11 protein-coding genes and 7 pseudogenes are annotated in these 22,452 nt (G+C 58.4%); 7 read left to right on the top strand and 11 right to left on the bottom strand.

The features are described 5' to 3' along the window. Positions 1–31 precede the first annotated feature (31 nt). A complete protein-coding gene (locus tag AAFG13_RS37140; RefSeq protein WP_342713482.1) occupies positions 32–1,123 on the bottom strand; it encodes an ABC transporter ATP-binding protein in 1,092 nt (363 codons plus the stop codon). A gap of 888 nt (positions 1,124–2,011) precedes the next feature. Between AAFG13_RS37140 and AAFG13_RS37135 the strand changes: the two are divergent. The 3 genes and pseudogenes from AAFG13_RS37135 to AAFG13_RS37125 all read left to right on the top strand — a co-directional run. Next, positions 2,012–2,116 (top strand): annotated as a pseudogene (locus AAFG13_RS37135) (IS630 family transposase); the annotation flags it as partial. Positions 2,117–2,528: 412 nt separating this feature from the next. Next, a pseudogene (locus AAFG13_RS37130) lies at positions 2,529–3,211 on the top strand (hypothetical protein). 84 nt (positions 3,212–3,295) lie between these two features. Beyond that, complete coding sequence (locus AAFG13_RS37125; protein ID WP_342709974.1) at positions 3,296–4,600, top strand: IS701 family transposase; 1,305 nt, start codon at positions 3,296–3,298, stop codon at positions 4,598–4,600. A 121-nt stretch (positions 4,601–4,721) separates the two neighbouring features. On the opposite strand, the pseudogene AAFG13_RS37120 reads toward AAFG13_RS37125, so the two are convergent. The 5 genes and pseudogenes from AAFG13_RS37120 to AAFG13_RS37100 all read right to left on the bottom strand — a co-directional run bounded on the left by AAFG13_RS37120 (position 4,722) and on the right by AAFG13_RS37100 (position 10,575). Then, positions 4,722–5,097, bottom strand: a pseudogene (locus AAFG13_RS37120) (hypothetical protein). Continuing rightward, a pseudogene (locus AAFG13_RS37115) lies at positions 5,097–6,188 on the bottom strand (IS5 family transposase). The pseudogenes AAFG13_RS37120 and AAFG13_RS37115 overlap by 1 nt, the downstream one beginning before the upstream one ends. An 82-nt stretch (positions 6,189–6,270) precedes the next feature. Beyond that, positions 6,271–7,705, bottom strand: a pseudogene (locus AAFG13_RS37110) (IS701 family transposase). 505 nt (positions 7,706–8,210) lie between these two features. Then, positions 8,211–9,371 (bottom strand): Xaa-Pro peptidase family protein, encoded by a 1,161-nt coding sequence (locus AAFG13_RS37105; protein WP_342709973.1) that lies wholly within the window; start codon positions 9,369–9,371, stop codon positions 8,211–8,213. 298 nt (positions 9,372–9,669) lie between these two features. Next, positions 9,670–10,575 (bottom strand): LysR family transcriptional regulator, encoded by a 906-nt coding sequence (locus AAFG13_RS37100; protein WP_342709972.1) that lies wholly within the window; start codon positions 10,573–10,575, stop codon positions 9,670–9,672. A 302-nt stretch (positions 10,576–10,877) separates the two neighbouring features. Between AAFG13_RS37100 and AAFG13_RS37095 the strand changes: the two genes are divergently transcribed. The 3 genes from AAFG13_RS37095 (at position 10,878) to AAFG13_RS37085 (ending at position 14,251) form a co-directional block, all read left to right on the top strand. Continuing rightward, complete coding sequence (locus tag AAFG13_RS37095) at positions 10,878–12,317, top strand: aldehyde dehydrogenase family protein (RefSeq protein WP_342709971.1); 1,440 nt, start codon at positions 10,878–10,880, stop codon at positions 12,315–12,317. 50 nt (positions 12,318–12,367) lie between these two features. Then, positions 12,368–13,612 carry a methylaspartate ammonia-lyase gene (locus AAFG13_RS37090; protein WP_342709970.1) on the top strand — a complete coding sequence of 415 codons (1,245 nt, stop codon included), beginning with the start codon at positions 12,368–12,370 and terminating at the stop codon, positions 13,610–13,612. 162 nt (positions 13,613–13,774) lie between these two features. Further along, a complete protein-coding gene (locus AAFG13_RS37085; protein WP_342713481.1) occupies positions 13,775–14,251 on the top strand; it encodes an Lrp/AsnC family transcriptional regulator in 477 nt (158 codons plus the stop codon). Between the two features lie 238 nt (positions 14,252–14,489). Here AAFG13_RS37085 and AAFG13_RS37080 read toward each other — a convergent pair whose 3' ends face one another. The 3 genes and pseudogenes from AAFG13_RS37080 to AAFG13_RS37070 all read right to left on the bottom strand — a co-directional run bounded on the left by AAFG13_RS37080 (position 14,490) and on the right by AAFG13_RS37070 (position 18,697). Further along, positions 14,490–15,869, bottom strand: coding sequence for an aminotransferase (locus AAFG13_RS37080; RefSeq protein WP_342709969.1), 1,380 nt, complete (start codon positions 15,867–15,869; stop codon positions 14,490–14,492). A gap of 712 nt (positions 15,870–16,581) precedes the next feature. Beyond that, positions 16,582–17,416: pseudogene (locus AAFG13_RS37075) on the bottom strand (CaiB/BaiF CoA-transferase family protein). Positions 17,417–17,587: 171 nt separating this feature from the next. Continuing rightward, positions 17,588–18,697 (bottom strand): DUF2817 domain-containing protein, encoded by a 1,110-nt coding sequence (locus AAFG13_RS37070; protein WP_342709968.1) that lies wholly within the window; start codon positions 18,695–18,697, stop codon positions 17,588–17,590. Positions 18,698–19,076: 379 nt separating this feature from the next. On the opposite strand from AAFG13_RS37070, the pseudogene AAFG13_RS37065 reads away from it, so the two are divergent. Then, a pseudogene (locus AAFG13_RS37065) lies at positions 19,077–19,542 on the top strand (Lrp/AsnC family transcriptional regulator). A 431-nt stretch (positions 19,543–19,973) separates the two neighbouring features. Here AAFG13_RS37065 and AAFG13_RS37060 read toward each other — a convergent pair. After that, complete coding sequence (locus tag AAFG13_RS37060; protein ID WP_342709967.1) at positions 19,974–21,473, bottom strand: 3-hydroxyacyl-CoA dehydrogenase NAD-binding domain-containing protein; 1,500 nt, start codon at positions 21,471–21,473, stop codon at positions 19,974–19,976. 187 nt (positions 21,474–21,660) lie between these two features. Next, positions 21,661–22,440 (bottom strand): SDR family oxidoreductase, encoded by a 780-nt coding sequence (locus AAFG13_RS37055; protein WP_342709966.1) that lies wholly within the window; start codon positions 22,438–22,440, stop codon positions 21,661–21,663. Between the last annotated feature and the right edge of the window lie 12 nt (positions 22,441–22,452).

Here is a 22,452-nt window from a genome sequence, read left to right as displayed (position 1 = left end):
CTTTGCAGCCCAGCCTCGGGCCATCCCCTCATCACGTGTCGAGCGCCCGACAATCCTCTGTTTTCCAGCCGATGGAGATCGCCGTGCCCGGCTCGAGCTGCACCACACCTTCCGAGTTCGGCAGCTTAATCACAAAGTCATCATGGCCGCAGACCGAGACGCAGGCACGCACGTGGTCGCCCAGATAGATCACCTCCGCTACCCGCGCACTGAAGATGTTGGGCAGCGCGCCGGGCGCCGGGTTCAGCTTCACCCGCTCCGGCCGCAACGACAACACGGTCGGCCGACCGACCGCCTCGACATTGATAGCTAGCGCCTGCACGTTTCCAGCGCCCGGAATCTCCACCTTGCAGGTCGTGCCGTTGATCGCCACGACCTTGCCGTGTAGTTGATTGCTCTCACCGATGAACTGGGCGACGAACGCGCTCTGCGGATGCTCATACAGCTCGGCGGGCGCGGCGAGCTGCTGGATCACTCCGTCATTGAACACTGCTATGCGGTCCGACATGGTTAGCGCCTCACCCTGGTCATGCGTCACATAGACCAAGGTGACGCCGAGATCCTCGTGAATATGCTTAATCTCGAGCTGCATCTGCTCGCGTAGCTGCTTGTCCAGCGCGCCGAGCGGCTCGTCCATCAGCACGAGCTTGGGATCGAAGACGAGGGCGCGGGCCAGCGCGACGCGCTGCTGCTGGCCGCCGGAAAGCTGACCGGGACGGCGCCCGCCATAGGCAGCAAGCCGGACCATGTCGAGCGCCCGCTTGATCCTGGGCTCGATCTCGGCCTTGCCGAGCTTGCGTACCTTGAGCGGGAAGGCAAGGTTCTCCTCCACGGTCATATGCGGAAAAAGCGCGTAGTTCTGGAACACCATCCCAATGTCGCGCTTATGCGGTGGCATGGCGTCGATCGAGCGCCCCTCCAGCAAGATCGAGCCTCGGGTGGGCACCTCGAAGCCGGCAAGCATCATGAGGGTCGTCGTCTTACCGGAACCGGAGGGCCCCAGCATCGTCAGGAACTCACCCCGGGCGATGTCTAGGTTGAGGTTCTTGACGACCAGCGTTTCGCCGTCGTAGGTCTTCTGAACGTCGGAAAACCTCACAAAGGCGGTGTTCGTACCTGGCATCGACCGCCCCCCCTCCTGTCCGGGCGCATCTCCCGCGACTGCGGCGCGGCCGACGACCAGACTACGATGTTCTTTCTTGATGGATTGCAGCTTCTCGCGCGCGCGGTCGAGATCGCGGGGATAGGCCTGCATAAGGCGCATGCGGTTGACCAAATGGTGCATTCCTTCCCTACCTGCGTTTGATTCTGCGACTTGGGGTCGGCAGAGGTTCTGTCTTCACGGAATTATTACCGGGCTATCAGAGCTCAATTTCATTGATTTAGCACCTCGCGCAGCCGAATTCGTGCGCTGCATCAGGAGAATGCGAGGGTTTTTGTCAGTAACACTTTCGGCCGAAGAACGCTGATAGATGATAAACGAACGTAGGGGCCACGTGTCCCACCGAGAAGACGCGCCTAACGGCGCTGTGCGCTCGTGGCGATCTTCTTTAACTCCGGCTAGGACCGGACGGTGAACCTGAGCGAAGTGACAAAAGATCCCCACCACACAGCCGGACGCGCGGGGTTCTGGTCGATGGCGTTTTTCATGGCGTTATTCCTCGTGTCCCAAGACGATCACGCTGCTGGTCTGACGAATGAGAAGATCCACCTTCAACACCAATCTTCATGATCGCGCACCTTTTGACAGAAGCGGGCCTCCCAAGGGTTGGTTTTGATTCAATATTCATGTTCGGAAGAGAGGCAGCATGAATAACCCCTAGTCGGAAGGCCTTCGGGGGCGTACGCTGGCGCGTTGATGCAGAAACGGTTCGCCCGAAGTCGGCACGTCCCGCATTCCAAGCGGAAGAAGTTGCGACGCGAACCGGGAGCCTGATGAACGGTGTCAAAAGAAGCTGCCCCTTTCCGGCACACTGCCGGCTGGCCGTGGCAGCGTATCCGCTCCGGTCCGTTCACTTTGCGGAACCTGGCGGCAGAGCCGGCTGCGCGCGGGATCAAAACGGATCCTCGCGTGGTGTGGATTTTTGTTCGCTGCGAAGGTTTGAGCTTTAAAAAATAGGCAGCCGCGCAAGATTGGCTCCAATATCGTTCGCAGAGGGCAACGCGACGATGGAAGTACCTTCATCGATATCTTTGCCGAGCCTTGCGAGCATCATGTCAGCGTGTGCGGCATCGATACTTACGTTGGCTACAAGTCTGTCTCAGCGCAGCGTTCACTAACGTAGGCGGGGTATCGTTCTCCCTGCAACCCAAAATGGCGAAGCGTTATCAAGAGCGGTGCTGGCCCGTAGCCGACGCCCACCAGTGGCAAGAGCTCAAGGAGATAATCGCTGCGACCAACGCTCACAGCGACTGCCGGACGAGCGCAGGCGATCGCCAAATATCCACGTTGATCGTCACGAGGTGCTAAGGCGTTTAGTCCCAGGCTTTGATGGTGCATTCTTGTCGCACGATTCGAAGGATGCGCTATAGGACAGGTTTTACACGGCTGCGCCACCACGACGGAGGCAGTCCGTCGAGCAATACAAAATAGCCAAGAGAGCCTGAGAGCACTCGCCAAGCGCTACGGGATCAATCAGAAGACTGTCGCTAAGTGGAAGCAGCGCGACACCGTCGCCGATCGTTCGACAGGCCCCAAGGAAGCCAACTCGACAGTCCTTGCGATCGAGGAGGAGGCGATCATCGTCGCTTTCCGGCGGCATACACTGCTGCCGCTCGACGATTGCCTCTATGCCCTGCAGCCGACCATCCCGCATTTGACGCGGTCGTCCCTGCATCGCTGCCTCCAGCGCCACGGAATCAGCCGATTGCCGGAGGTTGCGGTTAGCCTTCGAAGAAAACGTTCAAGGCTTATCCGATCGGCTATTTCCACATCGACATCGCTGAACTCCAGACTGCCGAAGGCAAGCTCTACCTCTATGTCGCAATCGATCGCACCAGCAAGTTCGCCTTCGTGCAACTGGTCAAGAAGACGGGAAGGACCTCAGCCGATCGCGGCTGTCCCGAAGCTCACCTTGCCGACTTCATCACCGCCTACAACTACGCTCGGCGGCTGAAAACCCCCTACGAATACATCTGCAAATGCTGGACTTCCCAGCCAGAACGATTCACACTCAACCCGCTCCAGCGAATGCCGGAACTAAACACCTAGTCTTACTGAGTCAGAGTGTCGCGGCCCTTGTCGACAGGAATCATATATTTGAGAAGACTCACTTTTCAGCGTGGGGAGGCTGAGATGGGTCTGATAAGATCGGGGGACGTAGCGTCGCGGTTTTCGGCATATATTGAGGGCCTTGCGAGCGTGATCGGACATGCGGGACGAGCCAAGCCGCTTCGCGATTACTGTACAGGGCTGGTAATGCCGTGCGATCGCAAGAGTGTCGAGCCGATGGCGGCGATGACGGCTCCTGAGCGGACAGCAGCGCAACATCAGGCCTTGCTGCATCTTGTCGGTCAAGGCGACTGGTCGGATCAGCAGGTGTTGGCCAAGGTCCGTGAGTTAGTGCTGCCGGGCATCGAACGCCATGGAGAGATCGAAGCTTGGATCATCGATGATACGGGCTTTCCCAAGAAGGGGCGGCATTCGGTCGGGGTTGCACGGCAATATTGCGGTCAGTTGGGCAAGCAAGACAATTGTCAGGTTGCCGTGACGCTTTCGCTCGCGAATCATCATGCGAGCTTGCCGGTGGCCTATCGGCTCTATCTACCAAAGGAGTGGGCGACCGACCGTGCACGTCGGCGCAAAGCCGGTGTGCCCAAGGAGATCACCTTCAAGACCAAGCCGGCCATCGCGCTTGAGCAATTGCGCTGGGCCTGTGAGGTGGGCTTGCCGCGCGGCGTGGTTCTGATGGACGCCGGCTATGGCACCGACACCGCTCTGCGTGGAAGTATTACCGAACTGGGCCTGAGCTATGTGGCCGGCATCTTGCCACAAACCTCGGTATGGGCGCCCGGAATCGGACCACGGCCGCCGAAGAAGTGGTCGGGGAACGGACGACCTCCAAAACTGCTACGGCGTGATAGCAAACACCGACCGATTTCGGTCAAGAAGCTTGCGATCGGTCTGCCAGCGCATGCTTGGTACAAGATCACGTGGCGTGAGGGTACGGCAGAACGCTTGTCTTCGCGCTTTGCTCGTGTGCGCGTCCGTCCAGCACATCGAGATTACTGGCTCGCCGAAAGCCGGCCGGAGGAATGGCTGCTGATCGAATGGCCAGAGGGCGAGGCAGCACCGACCAAATATTGGTTTTCTACGCTTCCGGCCAACATCGGGTTTCGTCAGCTGGTCGATATCACCAAGCTGCGCTGGCGCATTGAGCGCGACTACCACGAACTCAAACAGGAGGTCGGGCTTGGCCACTTCGAGGGGCGGGGTTGGCGCGGCTTCCACCATCACGCAACGCTGTGCATCGCCGCTTACGGATTCCTGGTCTCGGAGCGAGAAACGATTCCCCCCTCAGCAACAGCCGCCGCCAAAATCTTCAAGGAAGCTACTATTCCCGAAAATTATCGGCCGAGGGGATCCGCCATTGCGGCCTGAACGGCACGTTCCAAATTCGATTGCAACCGTCCGAAGAAGATTAAGCGCTGCTCTCGTCGCCACACTATCGCGATGCCCTTGTTGCATCAGGGCAATCTCAAGTCAAAATGGCTATCGAAATTTATGACGCAGTAAGACTAGCAGGCTGTTGAAGAACTCGGCCGCGTTCGCAAACGAAGGCTGAATCGTCGCCATTGTGTTTGTAGAAGTGACCGACGAGCCTGCCCGCAGTGCCGATCATAGCCCATCCGCGACCGCAGGCGGGGTCATTCTCGTCGTGCCCTTCCCCATGAGAACTCCGCGCAGGCCGAACTGTCTCGCGCGCCGTAGCGGACATCGAGGAAGCCCTTCAGCGCACCGAAGGCAATTTCACCGTCGGACTTGCCCTTGAAGGTGAGATGTTCGACGACGTCGAGGAAGTCGCCGTCCCAGTTGTCCATTTCGACGATGCGCCAGCGGCCAGCAAAGGCCTTGGCGAAGCCGGGCACCTTGACCATCAGCCGGCCTCCGCGATCAGCTTGGGCAGCCACACCAGATTGTAGGTGGCGGCAGCGAAGGTAAAGGCCCATCCGACGCGTTCACGGCCACGGAAGCGGGTCTTCTCTTGCCCGGCGACCGTCTTGATCCAGCCGAATGCTTCCTCGATCCGCTTGCGGATGCGCTGGCTGACGGCATAGCGGCCGTGCCGGGTCGTTCGCCCGTCGATCGCAGAGCTGCGGCCGCTGGTGTTCTGCGCAACACGCGGCGTCACGTTCATCGAGCGCAGCTCGTTGACGAAGTCATCGGCGTCGTAGGCTTTGTCGGCACCAAGCGTGATCGCTGTCGGTCGGTCGGCACGCGGTTCGATCATGTGCTGCGCGGCCACCAGTTCGGCATGCCCGTCAGCCCGCGTCAGGCAGGCGTCGACCAGCAGGCCGTGGCGGTTCTCCATCAGCCCATGTCCGATGAAGCACAGCTTCGTCTCCTTACCCTTTCCCTTGCGGTAGAGCCTGGCATCCCGATCGGTGGTCGAAGCATGGGTGTCGTTTGAGCGTTTCTGGCCATGGAAGTCCGCTTCGGCATTGCGCCCGCCGCCATGCGCCGGCGGCTCGTCAGCGCCATCCTTCGGCTTCACGCTCTTCATCGAGGCCCAGGCCTCAATCAGCGTGCCATCGACCGAGAAGTGATCGCTCGACAGCAGCTTCTTTACCTTGGGCTACGCCAGCACCGCCGCCGGGAACTTGGCCGCAATGTCGCCTTCCAGCAACCGGTCGCGGTTCTTCGAGAACACCGAATGGTCCCAGGCTTCGTCGTCGACGCCAATTCCGACGAACCAGCGGAACAGCAGGTCGTATTCCAGCCGTTCCATCAAAAGCCAATCCGAGCGGATCGAATAAAACGCTTGCAACAGCATCGCCCGCAGCAGCTTCTCCGGCGGGATCGACGGCCGCCCAATCGGCGAATAGAGCGCGGCAAACTCGCGCTCCAGCGTCGACAGCGCCTCGTTCACGATCGTCCGGATCGCTCGCAGCGGATGGTCACGCCGCACCCGCGCCTCCAGATCGACGTAGCTGAACAGCTCGCCCGTTCGATTGTCGCCGCCGCGCACGCACCATCTCCGAATCTCGTCGGAGCCAATGAATCACGGTCGCTGGTCGGCGGCGAGCACCTTTTTCAACAGCCTGCTAGTCTTACTGCGTCACAAACGATGATCTGTGTAGTGGTCGAACTTGATCGCACAACAAGGACGTCTCGACAGCGCTCGGACGAGCCCATGTTCGAGCCGCCGTCGCATCGTCGCGATTGAATTTGGAATGTGACGTTGGGTCCGCAGCGGCAGATCCGCGGGGTCTGTAATCTGCGGGGACGCGATCGAGCGGGATCGGCCGGGCGCGCCGAGCGCCTGAGTGGGGAATCGTCTCCCGCTCGGAGATCAGGAACCCGTAGGCTGCAATACACATCGTTGCGTGATGATGAAAGCCGCGCCAGCCGCGTCCCTCGAAGTGACCGAGCCCGACCTCCTGCTTGAGTTCCTGATAGTCGCGTTCGATGCGCCAGCGCAATTTAGCCGTCTCAACGAGAGTCCGGAATGCCACATCCTCCGGCAGTGTCGAGAGCCAGTATTTGGTAGGCTGGTCCTCGCCTTTTGGCCATTCGATCAGCAGCCATTCCTCCAATCGCGGGGTGGTTTGCCAATAATCACGATGCGCGGCACGGACCCGCACGCGTGCAAAGCGCGAGGTCAGCTTTTCGTTCGTTCCTTGCCGCCACGTGATGGTGCGCCAAGCTTTGGCCGGCAGGCCGATCGCGAGCGCCTTGACGGTGGCCGGCTGATGCTGACGGTTGCGGCGCATCAGTTTCGGTGGACGGCCGCGGCCCGACCATGGCTTCGGCGGCAAGGGACCGGTGCCGGGCGCCCATACCGTTGTGCTCGACAGAAGACCCGCTACATAGGTCAATCCCAGCGCCGTGATCTCGGTGCGCAGGTCGCTGTTGTTGCCATAGCCCGCGTCCATCAGCACGACACCGCGCGGAAGGCCGCTCGCACAGGCCCACCGCAACTGCTCCAGCGCGATCTCCGGCTTGGTCCGGAAGCCGACTTCGGCAGGAATGCCCACCTTGCGCCGCCGATCGCGGTCCTCAGTCCATTCCTTCGGAAGATAAAGGCGATAGGCGACAGGCAGGCTGGCGTGGTGGTTGGCAATCGACAGTGACACCGCCACCTGACAATTATCCTGCTTGCCGAGCTGCTCGCAATATTGCCGTGCAACTCCGACTGAATGTCGCCCTTGCTTGGGAAATCCGGTATCGTCGATGATCCAGGCTTCGATGGGGCCCTCGCGTTCAATCGCCGGCAAGACCATCTCACGTACCTTGGCCAGCACCTTCTCATCCGACCAGGCGCCGCTGCCGACGAAATGTAGGCGATTGATGCTGGGCGGCCGTCCGTTCCGGAGCTGTCACCGCCGCCATCGGCTCCACGCTCTTGCGACCGCCACAAGCAATCAGGCCGACGCAATAGTCGCGCAGCGGCGCCTTCCGATCAGCATGACCGATGACACTGGCAAGCCCTTCCAAATACGCCGCAAATCGCTTCTCGCTCGTCTTGGTGCCACGCCCGCTCATGTTGGCCTCATCGGCTGATGGTCCACGCTTCAACCATCGCTGATTCTGGCCGGCGGTTTTGTGACTCAGTCAAACTAGTGCCCCTCCTCGGCCGGCTGAAAGATTGATGCAACGGACCCTTTGAATTGGTACATACTGGTAAGGTATTTCGCGCCCCCCTTGAGCATGGCAGTGTGACATCATGTCCGCATGCGTTACATTTTGCCAAGCGTCTTGGATGACCAACGCTTGCCTGACGCTTCAACGATGGGCAAGATCCACATCCGGTCTCAACCTAATCGTCGGCCCTTCTCCACCTGCACCCTGGATCACCGCGATGATACCGGTTTCGGCGATACCCGTTTCGATGTGATTGATACTGAACGAGCCCAATTTCTCCGTCACGAAGCTCACGGTGTTGTGTAGCCGATAGTCGATTTTGGGATTTTCATGGAGATAATGGCCACGCGTTGCAGATCGCAGAACGTTTCAAAGCTATGCATTGTCCAACCACACAACTTGTGTATCAGGCACGGTAGAGCGTGTGCGGCGTACGACTGAGGATTTCCGCCCCACGCTCCGTCACCAAAACATTCTCACTGCATCCAAACAGGTAGCCGCTTTCACTGAACAGAATGAATGGCATGTGCAACGTCATACCCGGCGCGAGCAGATCGGTCGCACCTGGCTCCAAACTCAGGTTACCACGCTCACCCCAATTGATACCTATCTGGTACCCGGTTCGGTGGCGAAAGACCTCAGAGCGACCGGACTTCTCAATCACCTTCCGCCCGGCGGCGTCCACTTCGCCAGCGGTCACGCCCGGCTTCGTTGCCGCAAGCGCAGCTTCGAGGGCCTGCTCCGCCAGAGCATACAAGGATTCGGTCTCAGGGTGCCGACCAAGCACGGCGCTGCGAACGAGCCCCGCACAGTACGCGTGCTTTATCCCACCGACTTCGATCATGGCTGGCTCGTTGTTTCTGATCGGATGGCGCATAGGCTTGCCATGCGGCAGCTTATTGCGCTCACCGAAGCCTAAAGAAACCAGCCTGAGATCGTCGCCGCCACCTTTTCTTACCTCACCGTGAATGGCCGCAGCCACTTCCGCTTCTGTCGCGCCATCCCGCAGCGCCCCCAGAAACGTACGCACCGCTACATCGGTCATGGCCATGGCATCGCGCATGGCATTGATCTCCAGCTCGCCTTTCACGACCGATACGGATGCTATCAGACAAGTGGCATCAGCGATCTTCATATTTGGAAGTTGCGCCCGAAGCGCACTCACATCGGCCGGTGCCAGATTCCAGCAGCCGAGCTCAAAGCCGACCCTGCGGTTTTCCAGTCCATAGCGGCGCAGGACATCCGCGCACACTTTGGCAAAGTCCTGTTGCTGGACATACCCCACGATCTCGTCGATACAGCTTTCCGCGCGAACGCCATTTACCTCGTACTCTCGGACGACATATGTCGGCTTCCGGCCCGGCGCGAGGACCAATGGAAACGGCATGAAATATCCACCCTGCCCATCGTATCCGGTGAGATATCGCAGGTGCCCGTGGGCGGTGACCAAAAGCGCATCAAGGTTGGCGAGCTCCATCGCCTCAAGCACCTTCTTCTGCCGGCGCTCATACTCCGATCGTGGAAATGGAGCACCAGCAAAGGGAATCGCTGAGAACGTCGTAGCCATAATCATCTCCATTGGTCTCAATCAGATTAGACATTCGCTTGCGTTCGTGTTGTGCGTATTTTGGTATAAATCTGCAGCAATACTGCACTCCGCCCAACAAGGCGCCGGAAATCCCACAGCACCTTAATCGGTTATGCCCTTTCACAGACCGCATGTTTCTGGTCAATGCGGAAGGCTGCTCATCTATTCAGTCGAGCGAAACTGCGACAGGCTTCATACGAATACGTAGGAAGCATTCAAGCCTCATGGCGATCCTAGCGCTGCTAACGACTTACAATTTGTCCACTTCCTCGCGGCGTCAACTTTGATCACCGCCCTTATCGTTGCCGTTGGACCACCCGGCAACGAACTTTACGATATGCTGATGCATCGCCTTTGCCGCCGGCGCCAAGCTTTCTTGGCTCAGCGAGGCCAACACAATAACCCGGCTTTCTGCGGGGTAGAATGGAAAAACCTGCACTGCCCCCCTGTAGTTGAGCAGCGCCAATTGCGGCATAACGCTAATACCAAGCCCGCTCTCGACAATTGCAATGATGGCGGCATCGTCGATCGCACGCGCACTCGATCTAACCGAGATTTTATGTTTCGCCAGTATCTGCTCGGTCTCCCTTCCGTAGTCTTTCCCTTGGAGTACAACATTGTGGTCGGCCAACTCCGGAGCCGTGATATATGCTTTGGTTTTGGGTGCGAAGCCGAGCGGCGCAATACAGACGAGCGGATCCGCATACAGGGGCGTAACGTCCAGGCCAGGCGGTTCCGGCAAAATGATAAAGCCTAGATCGACCTGGCTCTTGATGATCCACTCAGCGACATCATCGTAACCTCCTTGTTCAATTGTCACGTCTATTTTCGGATGGAGGTCGGCAAACGAGCGAATGATCTTTGGCAGCCATGCGACGCCGACGCTGGTGAACGCACCGATCCGCACGGTCCCAGCCTCCAGCCCGAGTAGCTTCGCTGCCTGTTGCCTCAATTTGTCATTGCATTGAAGCAGCTCTCTCACAGTCGGCAGCAGAGCTTCCCCTCCAACAGTCAAACGAATGCCGCTTCGATTTCTGACAAGGAGCGAGAATCCCAGCTCTTGCTCGAATGACGCAAGCGCGTGACTGACCGCCGACGCGGATAGATTCAGTTGATGTGCAGCTGCCGCAAGGCTTCCGCGCTCCGCTATAGCGACGAATACTTCGTAGGCATTTAGCGACATGAAACCTCATTTAGATGAATATCTTAAATCTCTTGCTCTGTTAAAATCATGCGCGACTGGGCGAGCCTTGGCCAGCGCTAAAAGGATATATCCGTACTTACAATAACCTGCCAATGTGAGAGCAATTTCGAACGTGCTGATCGCCCGCGCCACAAGTTGAAGTCTTTGCATCTATGGATGCAAACGATTCGCTTTTTTTATCTAAATGTCATCAATACGATGCGGCGCGGCCATCGGGGAGCCGCGCTGGTTAGCTCGCTGCCGGGTTTTATCCAAAAGTTTGTAGGGACTTGGAAACGATCATGGCTCAGATGAAGCTCGATGCAAATCTTTTCATCGATGGTCAGTGGGTAGAAGGTAAGGCAGGTTCCCAGCCGAATATTGACCCGGGGACCGGTGAACCAGTTGGCGTCGTCACGTTGGCTGATAACGGCCAGATTCAAGCCGCGTTGAATGCGGCCCGCCGTTCTTTTCCCGCGTGGAGCGAGCTAACGGGTCAATCTCGAGGCGCCGTATTGAAGAAGGCGTCGTCTCTGCTGATCGACAGGATGCACGAGCTTGCAGACGGACTTCTATTAGAGTCGGGCAAAACGCGAGCGGACGCTATCGGCGAACTGCGACGCACTATCGAAACGCTGGCATGGAATGGCGAGGAGGCAAGCCGTATTTGCGGCAGGGTCCATCAGGGCGTGGTCGCTGGCAGTACTCGCTTATCCGTGCCCACCGCTCTGGGCGTCGTCGTAGCGATTACCCCCTGGAATTTTCCTGCTTTATTGATCGGGCGCAAGCTAGGAGCGGCATTGGCCGCCGGCTGCACCGTCGTTCTCAAAGCTTCAGAGTTTACGCCGTACACAGCGCGGGCAATTGTCCAAACCCTGGTCGATGCCGGGGTGCCCGATGGAGTTATCAATCTGATCTTTGGTAACCCGGGGGCTGTTAGCAGCCAATTGATGGCGTCCTCACTGGTTAAGGCGGTGTCATTCACGGGGTCAACGAGTGTGGGCAAGCAGCTGGCGGCGCTCGCAGCGCCCAATCTCATTCGCCCCATTTTCGAGTTGGGCGGGCACGCGCCAGTAATCGCGTGGAAGGATGTAGACGTCGAGAATGTCGTGCAGGTTACTGCGCCAGCCAAATTTGGGTCGGCGGGCCAATCGTGTGTCGCACCGACCCGCTACATCGCCCATCATTCCGTGCACGATGCGCTGGTCGATGCGCTCGTTACGAAAGCAAAGACTTATAAGCTTGGACATGGCTCGGAGGATAGCACGACACTCGGGCCTGTGGCGCACGGCGGCCGCGTGGCCTCGTTTTTGCGCCTCATCGAGGATGCTGTTGCCAAGGGCGCTGTGATCAACATAGGTGGCAAAAAACTCGATCGTCCGGGGTTCTACGTTGAGCCGACGGTGCTGTCATCAGTGTCACGTGATGCAGAGATTCTGGCTGAAGAGCCGTTCGGCCCCGTCGCCACGGTTCAGTCTGCTGAAGATATCGACGAGGCCATCGAATTGGCAAACGGTGCAGAATACTCCCTCGCTGCCTATGTCTTCACGGATTCAATCCATGTCCGAGACGCGTTGGTGCATCGTTTGAATGCTTCGAACATTGGGGTCAATCAGACAGCACCTTCACTTCCCGATGTCGCCCTCGGGGGCCTTGGCAATAGCGGCTACGGCTACGAAGGAGGAACGGAGGGCGTGCTCGCCTATATGCACCTACGTCTGATCAGCCAAACCCACGGCTGATCTCAATCAGCCACTATGTCCATTGCCTGCGCGAAACTTGAGATATCCAATTGACAACGATTCAGAAACTGCTCGCCAGCCCTGGGGTTGGCTCGTTCTTCTTTGACGACCAAACCGCGATTAAGGCCGGCGCCGTGCGTGACGGCGTTGCCTATACGGGCAAGCCGGAAACGCCCGGCTTCAAGGCAGTCCGCGAGCCATCTGAATCAGTGTCTGTCATGCTCGTGTTGAGTGATGGATACGTTGCAAAGGGGGATTGCGCTAGCGTGCAATACACTGGTGTCGGGGGCCGCGAGGCGCGTTTTCAAGCCGATCAGCTGGCGGCACAGATTGAGCAGCAACTGGCACCACGTTTGAGAGGCATGGACGTCCAGTCGTTCCGTATAGCGGCTCCATGGGTCGAGAAGCTCATCGAAGACGCATTTGCGGCCAAACGCGCAGCGGCCTACGGACTATCGCAGGCGCTGCTGGATGCCGCCTCCCATGTTGCCGGCCATCATTCAATGGCGCAAGTCATCAAAGATGAATGGCAGATCAGGAGACCGATTAAAGCAGTGCCCATCTATGGCCAGTGCGGCGACGAACGATACAGCAATGTAGATAAAATGATCCTCAAGAACGTTCCGATCTTACCGCATGGCTTGATCAACAGTCCAGACTTGGTCGGATCCAACGGCGAGATGCTCGAGGAATACGTAAAGTGGGTTCGCACTCGCATCGCGCAACTTCGGACATCAGATGATTACCATCCAATTATCCATCTCGATGTCTATGGCCTGATCGGAGCGTCCGCTGGTGGCTCGATCGAAGCAACGGCAGATATAATCGAGCGGCTGGAATCCGCGGCAGGTTCGCATAGTCTGCGAATAGAACATCCTTTGGACGCCGGAAGTCGTGACGCCCAGATCGACGCACTAGGTAAGCTGCGTCAAGCTCTCAAGTCTCGGGACAGCAAAGTGGCGATCATTGCCGATGAATGGGCGAACACCGCCGATGATGTGCACCTGTTTGCAGAAGCTGGAGCAGTCGACATGGTGCAGATCAAGACTCCGGATCTCGGGTCTCTGCATCACACGATCGACGCCATCCTCGATTGCCACCAACATGGTGTCGGACCGGTCCTTGGTGGCACCTGTGCAGAGACTGATTTGTCGGCGCGAGCCACGGCTAACATCGGCGTTGCGACAGGTGTTACGCAGATGCTCGCTAAGCCGGGCATGGGTTTCGACGAAGGCTTTAGCATCGTATGCAACGAGATGAACCGGGCGGTGCGTCTCGCAGAGGCGCTTCGCTAAAGCTACGGGCGCGCGTTTTCGCGGAAAGTGCGCGCACTATCGGTTACGGCCAATGTTTCTTAATAATAGTAGGGAGGAGGACTGGAAATGACAAATCAACTTAACGGAATCACGGCATATGCATGGTCCAAGCAGGCGCATTCTGCCGAGCGCGGCGCAGCCATGGAACTCGACAGAATTGACGCTCGTCTTCTTGATCTGGTGCAACGCAATAATCGCTTGAGCAGTGAAGAACTTGGCGCGAAGGTCGGCTTATCTGCATCCGGCGTCCAGCGTCGTCTGAAGCGCCTACGATCGGATGGCGTAATAGAATCGGACGTTTCGATCATTTCTCCAAAAGCGGTTGGGAGAAATGTGACCGCTTTGGTTCTCATCTCTTTTGAGCGCGATCGAGCCGACATCATCGATCGCTTCAAACGGACGATCTCTAAGATGCCAGAGGTGATGAGCGGATTCTACGTTACTGGGCAGGCCGATTTCGTTCTGCTGGTTACGGCGAGCGATATGGAGGATTACGAGTACTTTACGCGACGTCTCGTACACGAGGGTTCAGATATCAAGCGCTTTGAAACGATGGTCGTTCTCGATCGGGCCAAGTCCGGGTTCACTGTACCAATGGAGCCTATCGCATGCTGGTGAAAGGCTGGCATGACATTAAGGACCTTATGTTCTAACCGGAATCTCCTACCGTACAGGAGCTAGAGTAGGCTCGCCCCGTAAAAGAGAAACCGCAGTCTCAGCGGTGGGTCTGACCGAGATCGTTCCTCGAACGGCCCGGAGACGATGAGTCCGCGGGTTCTCTGTACTCAATCCGCGATAAGATGATCCTTAGGCGCAATCGCGCTGATAGGAAGAGATCGGGCATCCGAAAGTTGTCTTAGCCCAGCTCCTTCGTGATCTGTGAAACAGCTTCTCGAGCGATTCCTACGATCTCGTCGGCCTCGGCGTTAGTCATCGTGAGCGGTGGCGTAAAGCCAATGATGTCGCCGTGCGGCAGTGCGCGAGCAATCAGGCCGCGTTCCCGGGCAGCATTGGACACGCGAGCGGCTACCTTCAGGCTAGGATCAAAGCGCTCCTTCTTCTCTGGATCGGCGACAAACTCGACCGCTGCCATCAGTCCTACACCGCGAATCTGGCCAACGATGGGAGACTGCCCCAACGCCTCGAACAACCTCTTCTGAAAATACTCTCCAACCCGCGCGGCATTCCCGGCCAAGTCCTCGCGCTCGAGAATGTCCAAGGTGGCATTTGCCGCAGCAACACCAATGGGGTGACCCGAATATGTGTAGCCATGCGAGAATACGCCGACCTTCTGCGCTCCTGCTTCCAATACTTCAAAGACCCTCTGCCCAACGATGCAAGCCGATAGAGGCGCATATGCTGATGTCAGCCCCTTTGCGACCGTGATTAGATCCGGATTGATGTTGTACTTGTGAGACCCGAACATCTCACCGGTACGGCCAAACCCGGTCACCACCTCGTCGGCAATAAGCAGCACATCGTACTTCCTGAGCACAGCTTGAACAGCAGCCCAGTAGCCCTCCGGGGGAGGAGTAAGGCCACCCGATCCGAGAACAGGCTCGGCAATGAAGGCACCAACTGTTTCGGGACCTTCCCGAACAATCAACTCTTCGAGTTCCTTCGCTCGACGTTCGGAGAACTGCAGTTCGGTCTCTCCCGGATGCGCTCCCCAATAGTAAGTCGGTGCACCAGTTCGGAGAATTCCGGAGACAGGTAAATCCATATTGTCGTGGTAGAAGCTCATGCCTGTCATCGAGCCTGATACGATGGTCGAACCATGATATCCTCGCTCACGGGCAACGATCTTCTTCTTCTTCGGCTGACCGCGCAGGTTGTTATAGTACCAAACAAGCTTTACCTGGGTTTCATTTGCATCGGAGCCAGAAAGTCCATAGAAGACCTTGCTCATCCCGCTAGGTGCGATCTTGATGAGCCTGTCCGATAGTTTCGCCAGCTCGTCTGTCGTGTGGCCCGCGTAGGTGTGATAATAAGCGAGTTTGTGGGCTTGACGAGAAATCGCCTCTGCGACTTCGGTACGACCGTAGCCGATATTGACACAGTACAGCCCGGCCAATGCATCGATATATTCCCGACCATTGGCATCGCGAATACGGATTCCCTTTGCCCCGTCAACGATGGTGACTTCGCCATATTTTTTGGCCGCGTGATCGTGAAGTTGAGTGAACGGATGGAGCACCGACTTGCGGTCCATTTCCGAGATTTTTTTGATGTCCATACCAGGATCCTTTGTCCGCATTGCTGAAGCTCTTGAAGAGCTGCTCTATTTCCTCAGCCAAGTGCGGCACCTTTCCCTGGACGCCCCTGACCGCGGCCAGTCGGAGACGGCAGGAGCCGGCGCAACTAGCGGGTAATCGCCTTGTATGAGAAGAGATGCTCGCGTTCGCACATTCCCGGCCGCTCCTGGAGCCACCGCCTGACGTCTGGGCTTCGTTCAGCGCAGATGGTGCTCCTTGAAAACAACCCGATGCCGAGATCGTATCGGCGATGATCTGACGAAAATCCGCTTTCGAAGCGATTGATCCGTCCGAATGCTGCGTTCTTTGCAAAACCGCGATGATGTGCGGTCGGCCTTGGGTCTATCTCGCCGGGGCAAATGGAATGAGCTCTTCGTCACCGCAATCTGAGGGGGCCTGCGCAGAGGAGATGATTTTTGTCCCCCGAAGCTCTTCCTAGGCGAGCCGACGGCCGGCTGCGTGGGAGCTCGCGTCGCAGTCAGCATCCCTGCTGCTAGCGAAGTGCTCCAGCCACCCCCCTATTAGCCCTCCATCAAGCGGGCCCGAACCAGCTGACGCAGTCAGTAGTTACCCGACAAGCTAAGGGGGTAATGAGCGTCGGGGTCGCGCCGTAAGCATCTTATGCAGACGGGTCTGCGCGTCTTGGCCAATGGGTCGGGACGAGGACGGGGCCCCCGCGAGCCGCCTCGAACTTCATGCCATCTCATCAATGCCGAACTCGCTTAGAATGGCGCGCCGTATGGCCACCCGGAGCGGGGATAGGGTCCATGCGGTAGTCAAAGCTGCTTTGGCGCCCGGCGGAAGCAGCGTGGGAATATCACCTGCGGGTGGACGCGATGCTGCGCCAGCGATCGCGCGCACCCAGCTGCGGATGCGACCACAGACCGGCCACGTTGTTCATGCTGCCGTTGGCGATCTGGGCTTCGTCCAATCTGACTTCGACTGCTTCATCGATACGTGGATATGGCCGCTTTGCCCGTGCGATGGCGCTGGAAGAGCGCGGCGAGGATCGAGCTGTATGCGTACACTCCTGCTGCAATTGTCGGCCATCGAGTTGCCGGCCTTGCAGGGGCCTCGGATGTGCCACTAACCCACAGCAAACCTGCTTCCGCTTGTATCAAGAGATCATATGCCTTCTTGTCACGACATAGACCGTCGCTGCCGTAGCCGAAGATGTCGCACACGATCAACTTTGGGCAATTGGCGTGCCGCGCGTCGAACGACAATCCCATGCGTGACGCGGCCCCCAGCGCCAAGTTTTGCACTCGTACGTCCGCTTTCGCGGCAATCGTATTGAGGGAGTCGAGCTGCGTCGGGTCTTTTAGGTCGAGTGCCAGGCCTTCCTCGCTGCGATTTGTCCAGACGAAATGGGACGACAGACCCTTCACCCGTGAGTCATACGCTCTGGCGAAATCGCCGCTGCCTGGCGCTCGACCTTGATCATGCGCGCGCCGAGATCAGCGAGTTGTCGAGTGCAAAACGGCGCAGCGATCGCATGTTCGAGCGAAACGACGAGAATACCGTCCAGAGGCGGGCATTCACTCCATTTCGCTTACCGAACCCAATCCCAAAACCGTTTGGTCGTTCCGCAATACTCATCTACGACAGCGCCTCAGCGTGTTCTGCGTTGATCTAACGCACCGCGCGGCTGGTGGAGAGCATGACCTTTCCCGATGAGTGTCTCCGAGTTGAGAACACGTTACCAGGATTGGCTCCCCTTTGACGTAAGCGCCTCAATCGCCTGCCGGTGCACTTGGTGGGATCTCCAAACAACCATTTCCTTCCAATCCGCCCCCTGCGGATAATAATGCAGCTTGGTCGCGCGCCGAATCTCGCGGCCCAGACCAGAATCGGCCTCTCCTGCTCGATGCATGAACAACCAGTGGTCGTTACGCAGCAACTCCGGTTTTGAATCGTAGGTTCCGAACTCGAGGGCAACATAGACGTGCCGATCACCCAAAGTACGCTGCCAAAACTCATCTTGCGAGCCAGAGATGACGACGGAAGTAGAGGTCCCCAGATCCGGCGATGTGACTGACGGACCAAAGACGCGGACTGCCCGGTCGTACCCGGTCAATCCGGATGGCTGCTCGCATTGGAGCTCGCCGTAGCCGTAACGGCCCAATCCGGTGTGATAATCGACAATGACCACTTGATCTCGATCCGCGACGCCAAATTCAGTCGCTACTCGCTCGAGAGTTCGCCTAGCTTCGGTAGGCTCGGCTCCCCCGTAGAACAGCCCTCCCGGTCTGTTATACTGCCCTGAAGACCTCGCCACCCGAACGCTCAATTCGCCGCGCGCCGAACGATACGCCGCAACCGCGGCCTCAGCGCGCCGAATTCCGTCTGGTGTAATATCCGCGGGCACAAAATGCTCGGCCAGTTCCTCATATCCAGGATTCGCGGGCAGTGGTTCAGAGAAATCGACAAAATTTCGATTCAGGTCGCATCCCTCCGCAGTCACTCGCCGATCCCAAGCGAAACCGTAGCAGTTCAATGCATGCACACAGAGCACTGCCGTGGAGGGCGGAAGCTCCTCATGGAATCTTGCTCGCAAAAATGCAAGTTGAGCTGCCGACCCGCAGTAACCTTCTGGACCGTGCGTGCCGGAAACCAAAACCAGGAGCCTCTTTGCATCAGGGCGGCCGAAATAAGCCACGTCCGTGAAGAGAGCCTCACCAGATGGCCCGCCTGTACTGCACCGGTATGGTTTCGAGCTCGGCACTGCCGTCAGAAATTTCTGCCTAGCTTCCGCATAACTGTCAGAAAAGACGATCGACGCAAGTTGCTGTGCGCTATCAAGGTTCACTTTGCTCCGCCTCCCGCGGTTAACTCGGGCATCTATAGCCATCGTGATCTCGTCGCCAGGATATCGGCAGCGAACACCAGAAATCTTGGTCCTATAAGGCCAATTTTGTGACCTTATCGCCGCAACCCGACTCGGACGCGAGCTGACGTTCACGGGAGTTTTTCAGATCCAAAGGATCCTTTCAAAGCTTAGTTCGGGCTCTCGACGTTGAAAATATGCGTAACGTCCTCCGCTGCCGCACAATTTTCGCTCACCCGTGCGTGCGTTGAAGCGGCCAGGCTGCGGCGGAGACACAATTCCTTCGTTGCAGATAGAGCTGCTGGCCTCGTCGGATGGGTATGGTCTCATATCAAGCACCCAAATAATATTCCCTTCTACGATCATATCGCGTGCCTTCAGCAACGCGGCGGCAGAGAATAATTGTACAACTTCTGAGGAAATGGGCGAACTGGTTGGGTTGTCGGCCACGGCCTGTCAACGACGACTTAAGAGACTTCGTTCGGAAGGCCTCATCGAGGCTGATGGCTCAATCGTTTCGCCGAAGGCGGTTGGGAGGCCTATTCAAAATGCTGGTGCTAGTGAGTCTGGAGCGGGAGCAATTGGACATCATCGATCGGCTCAAGCAGGCGATCAAATCGTCAGTTGAGGTCGTAAATGGATTCTATGTCACGGGCGACGCGGAGTTTGTACTTTACCTTACCGCGCGCACCATGGACGATTTTGAGCAGTCCACCCGACGATTTTGTTGCGAGAATCCTGATATCGAGGGATTTAAGACGATGGTGATAATGGATCGGGTAAAATCAGGCTTCGCCATTCCAATTCAGGCTTCCGCTGAGGACTAGTTGATGCCGCCTAAGTGGGACGAGTCAACCAAATAGCCTGGACCGCCTGGTCTTCGCACGGAGGTAAAGGAGCTATGGACGAGATCTCGCATGCATTGGGCATGGCTTTGCCGCTCGCCGCCAGGTGACTTTGACCTCGCCAGGGACAATGCGCGTTGAAGGGGACGAAAGGATTGACCGCGCCAATCCGACGTTAGCCGTAGTCGTGACGTTCGAGGCGGCCACGCTCGACCGCGATGGGCTGATGCGCCTCACCGTGGGGTGCGTCGGCCTTCATCGAAGCGAACGATCGGCCGCTCGCGGTCTGACGCCGCGACACAGAGATCAAGGCCATCTCTAAGCGGGCGAGCTACTCGCCATTGACCTGGGAAACGCACCACAAGCCTTTTCACCAGGGATACTAGGGAGATCACCGGGTGTGACGTTCGCGTTCAGCGCGTCCGGATGCTCGCGCCCGCGCGCTCCGGACGAGGCAACTGAGCATGCAACCGCGCCAGCTCGAGAACGCGATCTCGCACTTGCCCGCGCACAGGTCCACTGCGTCCACTCCCCGCGCTCACGTGTATCAGCATCTGTTCGCTCGTCGCCGCCGGGCCGTCATCTCCTTCGCGCATGACCGCATGGAATAGATGAAATCGCTTGTCGTCGACGTGAAGAACCTGCGTGATCACCTGGACGCGATCCCTCGCGCGCAGTTCGCGGAGATGAGACAGATGCGTTTCAACGGAGAAGTAGCTGCCGCTGTTTGCCCGGTACTCGCTGTCGATACCGATATAGTTGAGGACGTTCTCTGTGGCGTCGCCGCAGAGCTGCTGATAGCATCTTTCTGTGACGTGGCCATTGTAGTCGAGCCAGCTGGATGGGATCTCCAGGACCGGCATTCGCAACGGCGCAGAAGCCTTGGTAGGCTGGGCAAGGCGATTGCGCAGCGCTCGCTCCCAGCGAGCGAGCACATCGCCCGCGCCATGCTTTTGTGAACCCAGCCCCCGCAGCACTGCCACAAGACAGTCGTCGCGCTTTTGCTCGAGCTCGGAAAAGGTGAGTTTCTCGTCCTCCATCTGCGCGTCTAATTGCTTGCTGAGCTTGTCCAGATAGGCGTCGGTGAGCTCGGGCACTTCGGTGAGCTTCGTCCAAAGTTTCTTCAGCTCGGGACCCATCCGTTCCATGGCGCGTCGCCCACTGGCTTCGTTGACGGCAATGCGGTACGTCTGGAGGGGACCCATGATCGGCCAGCGCAGCCCGAACGAGTAACGGACCGCATCATCGACCTCCTGCGCGCTGGCAACATCGTCATGCACCAGCCATATCGCCTCGCGCCACGCCGCTTCCTGCACCCGGCTCGTGATGAAACCATCGATCTCCTTGCGGACCAAGATCGAGTGCATTCCCACTGAACGGTAGATCTCGGCCACTCGCGCCGACGTCTCGGGCGCCGTGCGCTGTCCGGCGCACAATTCAGCTAGTGGCACCAGGTAGACTGGGTTGAATGGGTGAGCGACGAGGAAGCGCTCAGGGTGGTCCATCCCCGCCTGAAGCAACGACGGCAGAAGCGCCGAAGTCGAGGAGCAGATCAGCGTCTCCGGTGCCGTCGCCCGGCTGGCCTCTGCGAGGAGCTTCTGCTTGAGCTCAAGACGTTCCGGAGCGGACTCCTGCACAAGCTCGACGCTATCCACCGCATCCGCAACCGACTCCACGACCGTCAGCGCGCCCTCGGCAGGCAGCGGAACCGTCGTCAGCTGCCCAAACGCCCGGCGCGCATTGGCGAGAATGTTGCGGACACTCTCAAGCGCACCAGGCGCCGGGTCATAGAGCCGCACATCCACTCCGTTGAGGAGAAACCGGGCAGCCCATCCGCCGCCGATGATGCCGCCCCCCAACAGACCGACTGCGCGAGGCAGCCTATTCGCATCGAAGTCCTCCGCTTCAGACATCAATTTTGACCTCAAGCATGAACTTTGAGTGCGCCCTTTTCGCGGAGCTCGTCCGGATTCATCACCCGCGCCCCGATTCTCTTAAGAACTCCACCGCGCGTCTATACGAACCCGCCGTTGGTCGGCCAATGTTCACTCCGACTGCCGGACGAGCGCCGGTGATCGCCGCAGATATCCACGCTGATCATCACGAGGCTCTGGCGCTGGCGCCGAGATCGATGGGGATGCACGTGCCGTTTATTGCGGAAGCGCAAGGGCTTGCGAGGAACCCGACGGCCGCAGCAACCTCTCGAACGTCGACGAAGCGATTGGCCGGCTGTGCCGCGCGAAACCCTTCAATGACTTCATCGACACTAATGCCTCGAGTTGCAGCGTGAGCCTCCAGCTGACCGCGCATCATGCCGGTGTCCATCCAGCCCGGCGAGACGGCGTTGGCAGTAAGGCCATGCGCAGCGCCTTCCAAAGCGGCAACTCGGACCAGGCCAAGAACGCCGTGTTTCGAGGCACAGTATCCCGCCTTTTGGCGGGCGCCTCCCCAGCTGCAGGATGACGCCGTAACGATGACGCGACCGCCGGGCGCCTTCGTCAACGCCGACCACGCCGCCTTCAGGGCAAAGAAAGGACCATCCAGCATCACAGCACGCTGACGCTCCCATTCGCTATCTGGAAATTCGTCGAGCGGCGAGACGACCTGGAATCCAGCATTCAACACAAGGATGTCGAGGCGTCCTGCAGCTGCAAGTACATGGGCGACCATGTCCCGGTTCCCAGCCGCGGTGGAGAGATCGGCGCGAAAGACGTCCTGGCCAGCGATGTCGATGCCATACACGTCCGCGCCGCGTTCGCGCAGGTCGGTCACGATGGCCTTCCCAAGCCCGCCCGCCGCTCCCGTCACCAGCGCGACTCGCCCCTTCAGCGACCAACCGTTCGCATAGGATTGCTGTTCGTTGAGTGATCCGCTAGTCATGAAATGTCTCCT

The sequence above is a fragment of the Bradyrhizobium sp. B124 genome, from assembly GCF_038967635.1.
Classification (GTDB): Bacteria; Pseudomonadota; Alphaproteobacteria; order Rhizobiales; family Xanthobacteraceae; genus Bradyrhizobium.
The sequence above is the reverse complement of the archived record's forward strand: the minus strand, read 5'-3'. Positions and strand labels throughout refer to the sequence as shown.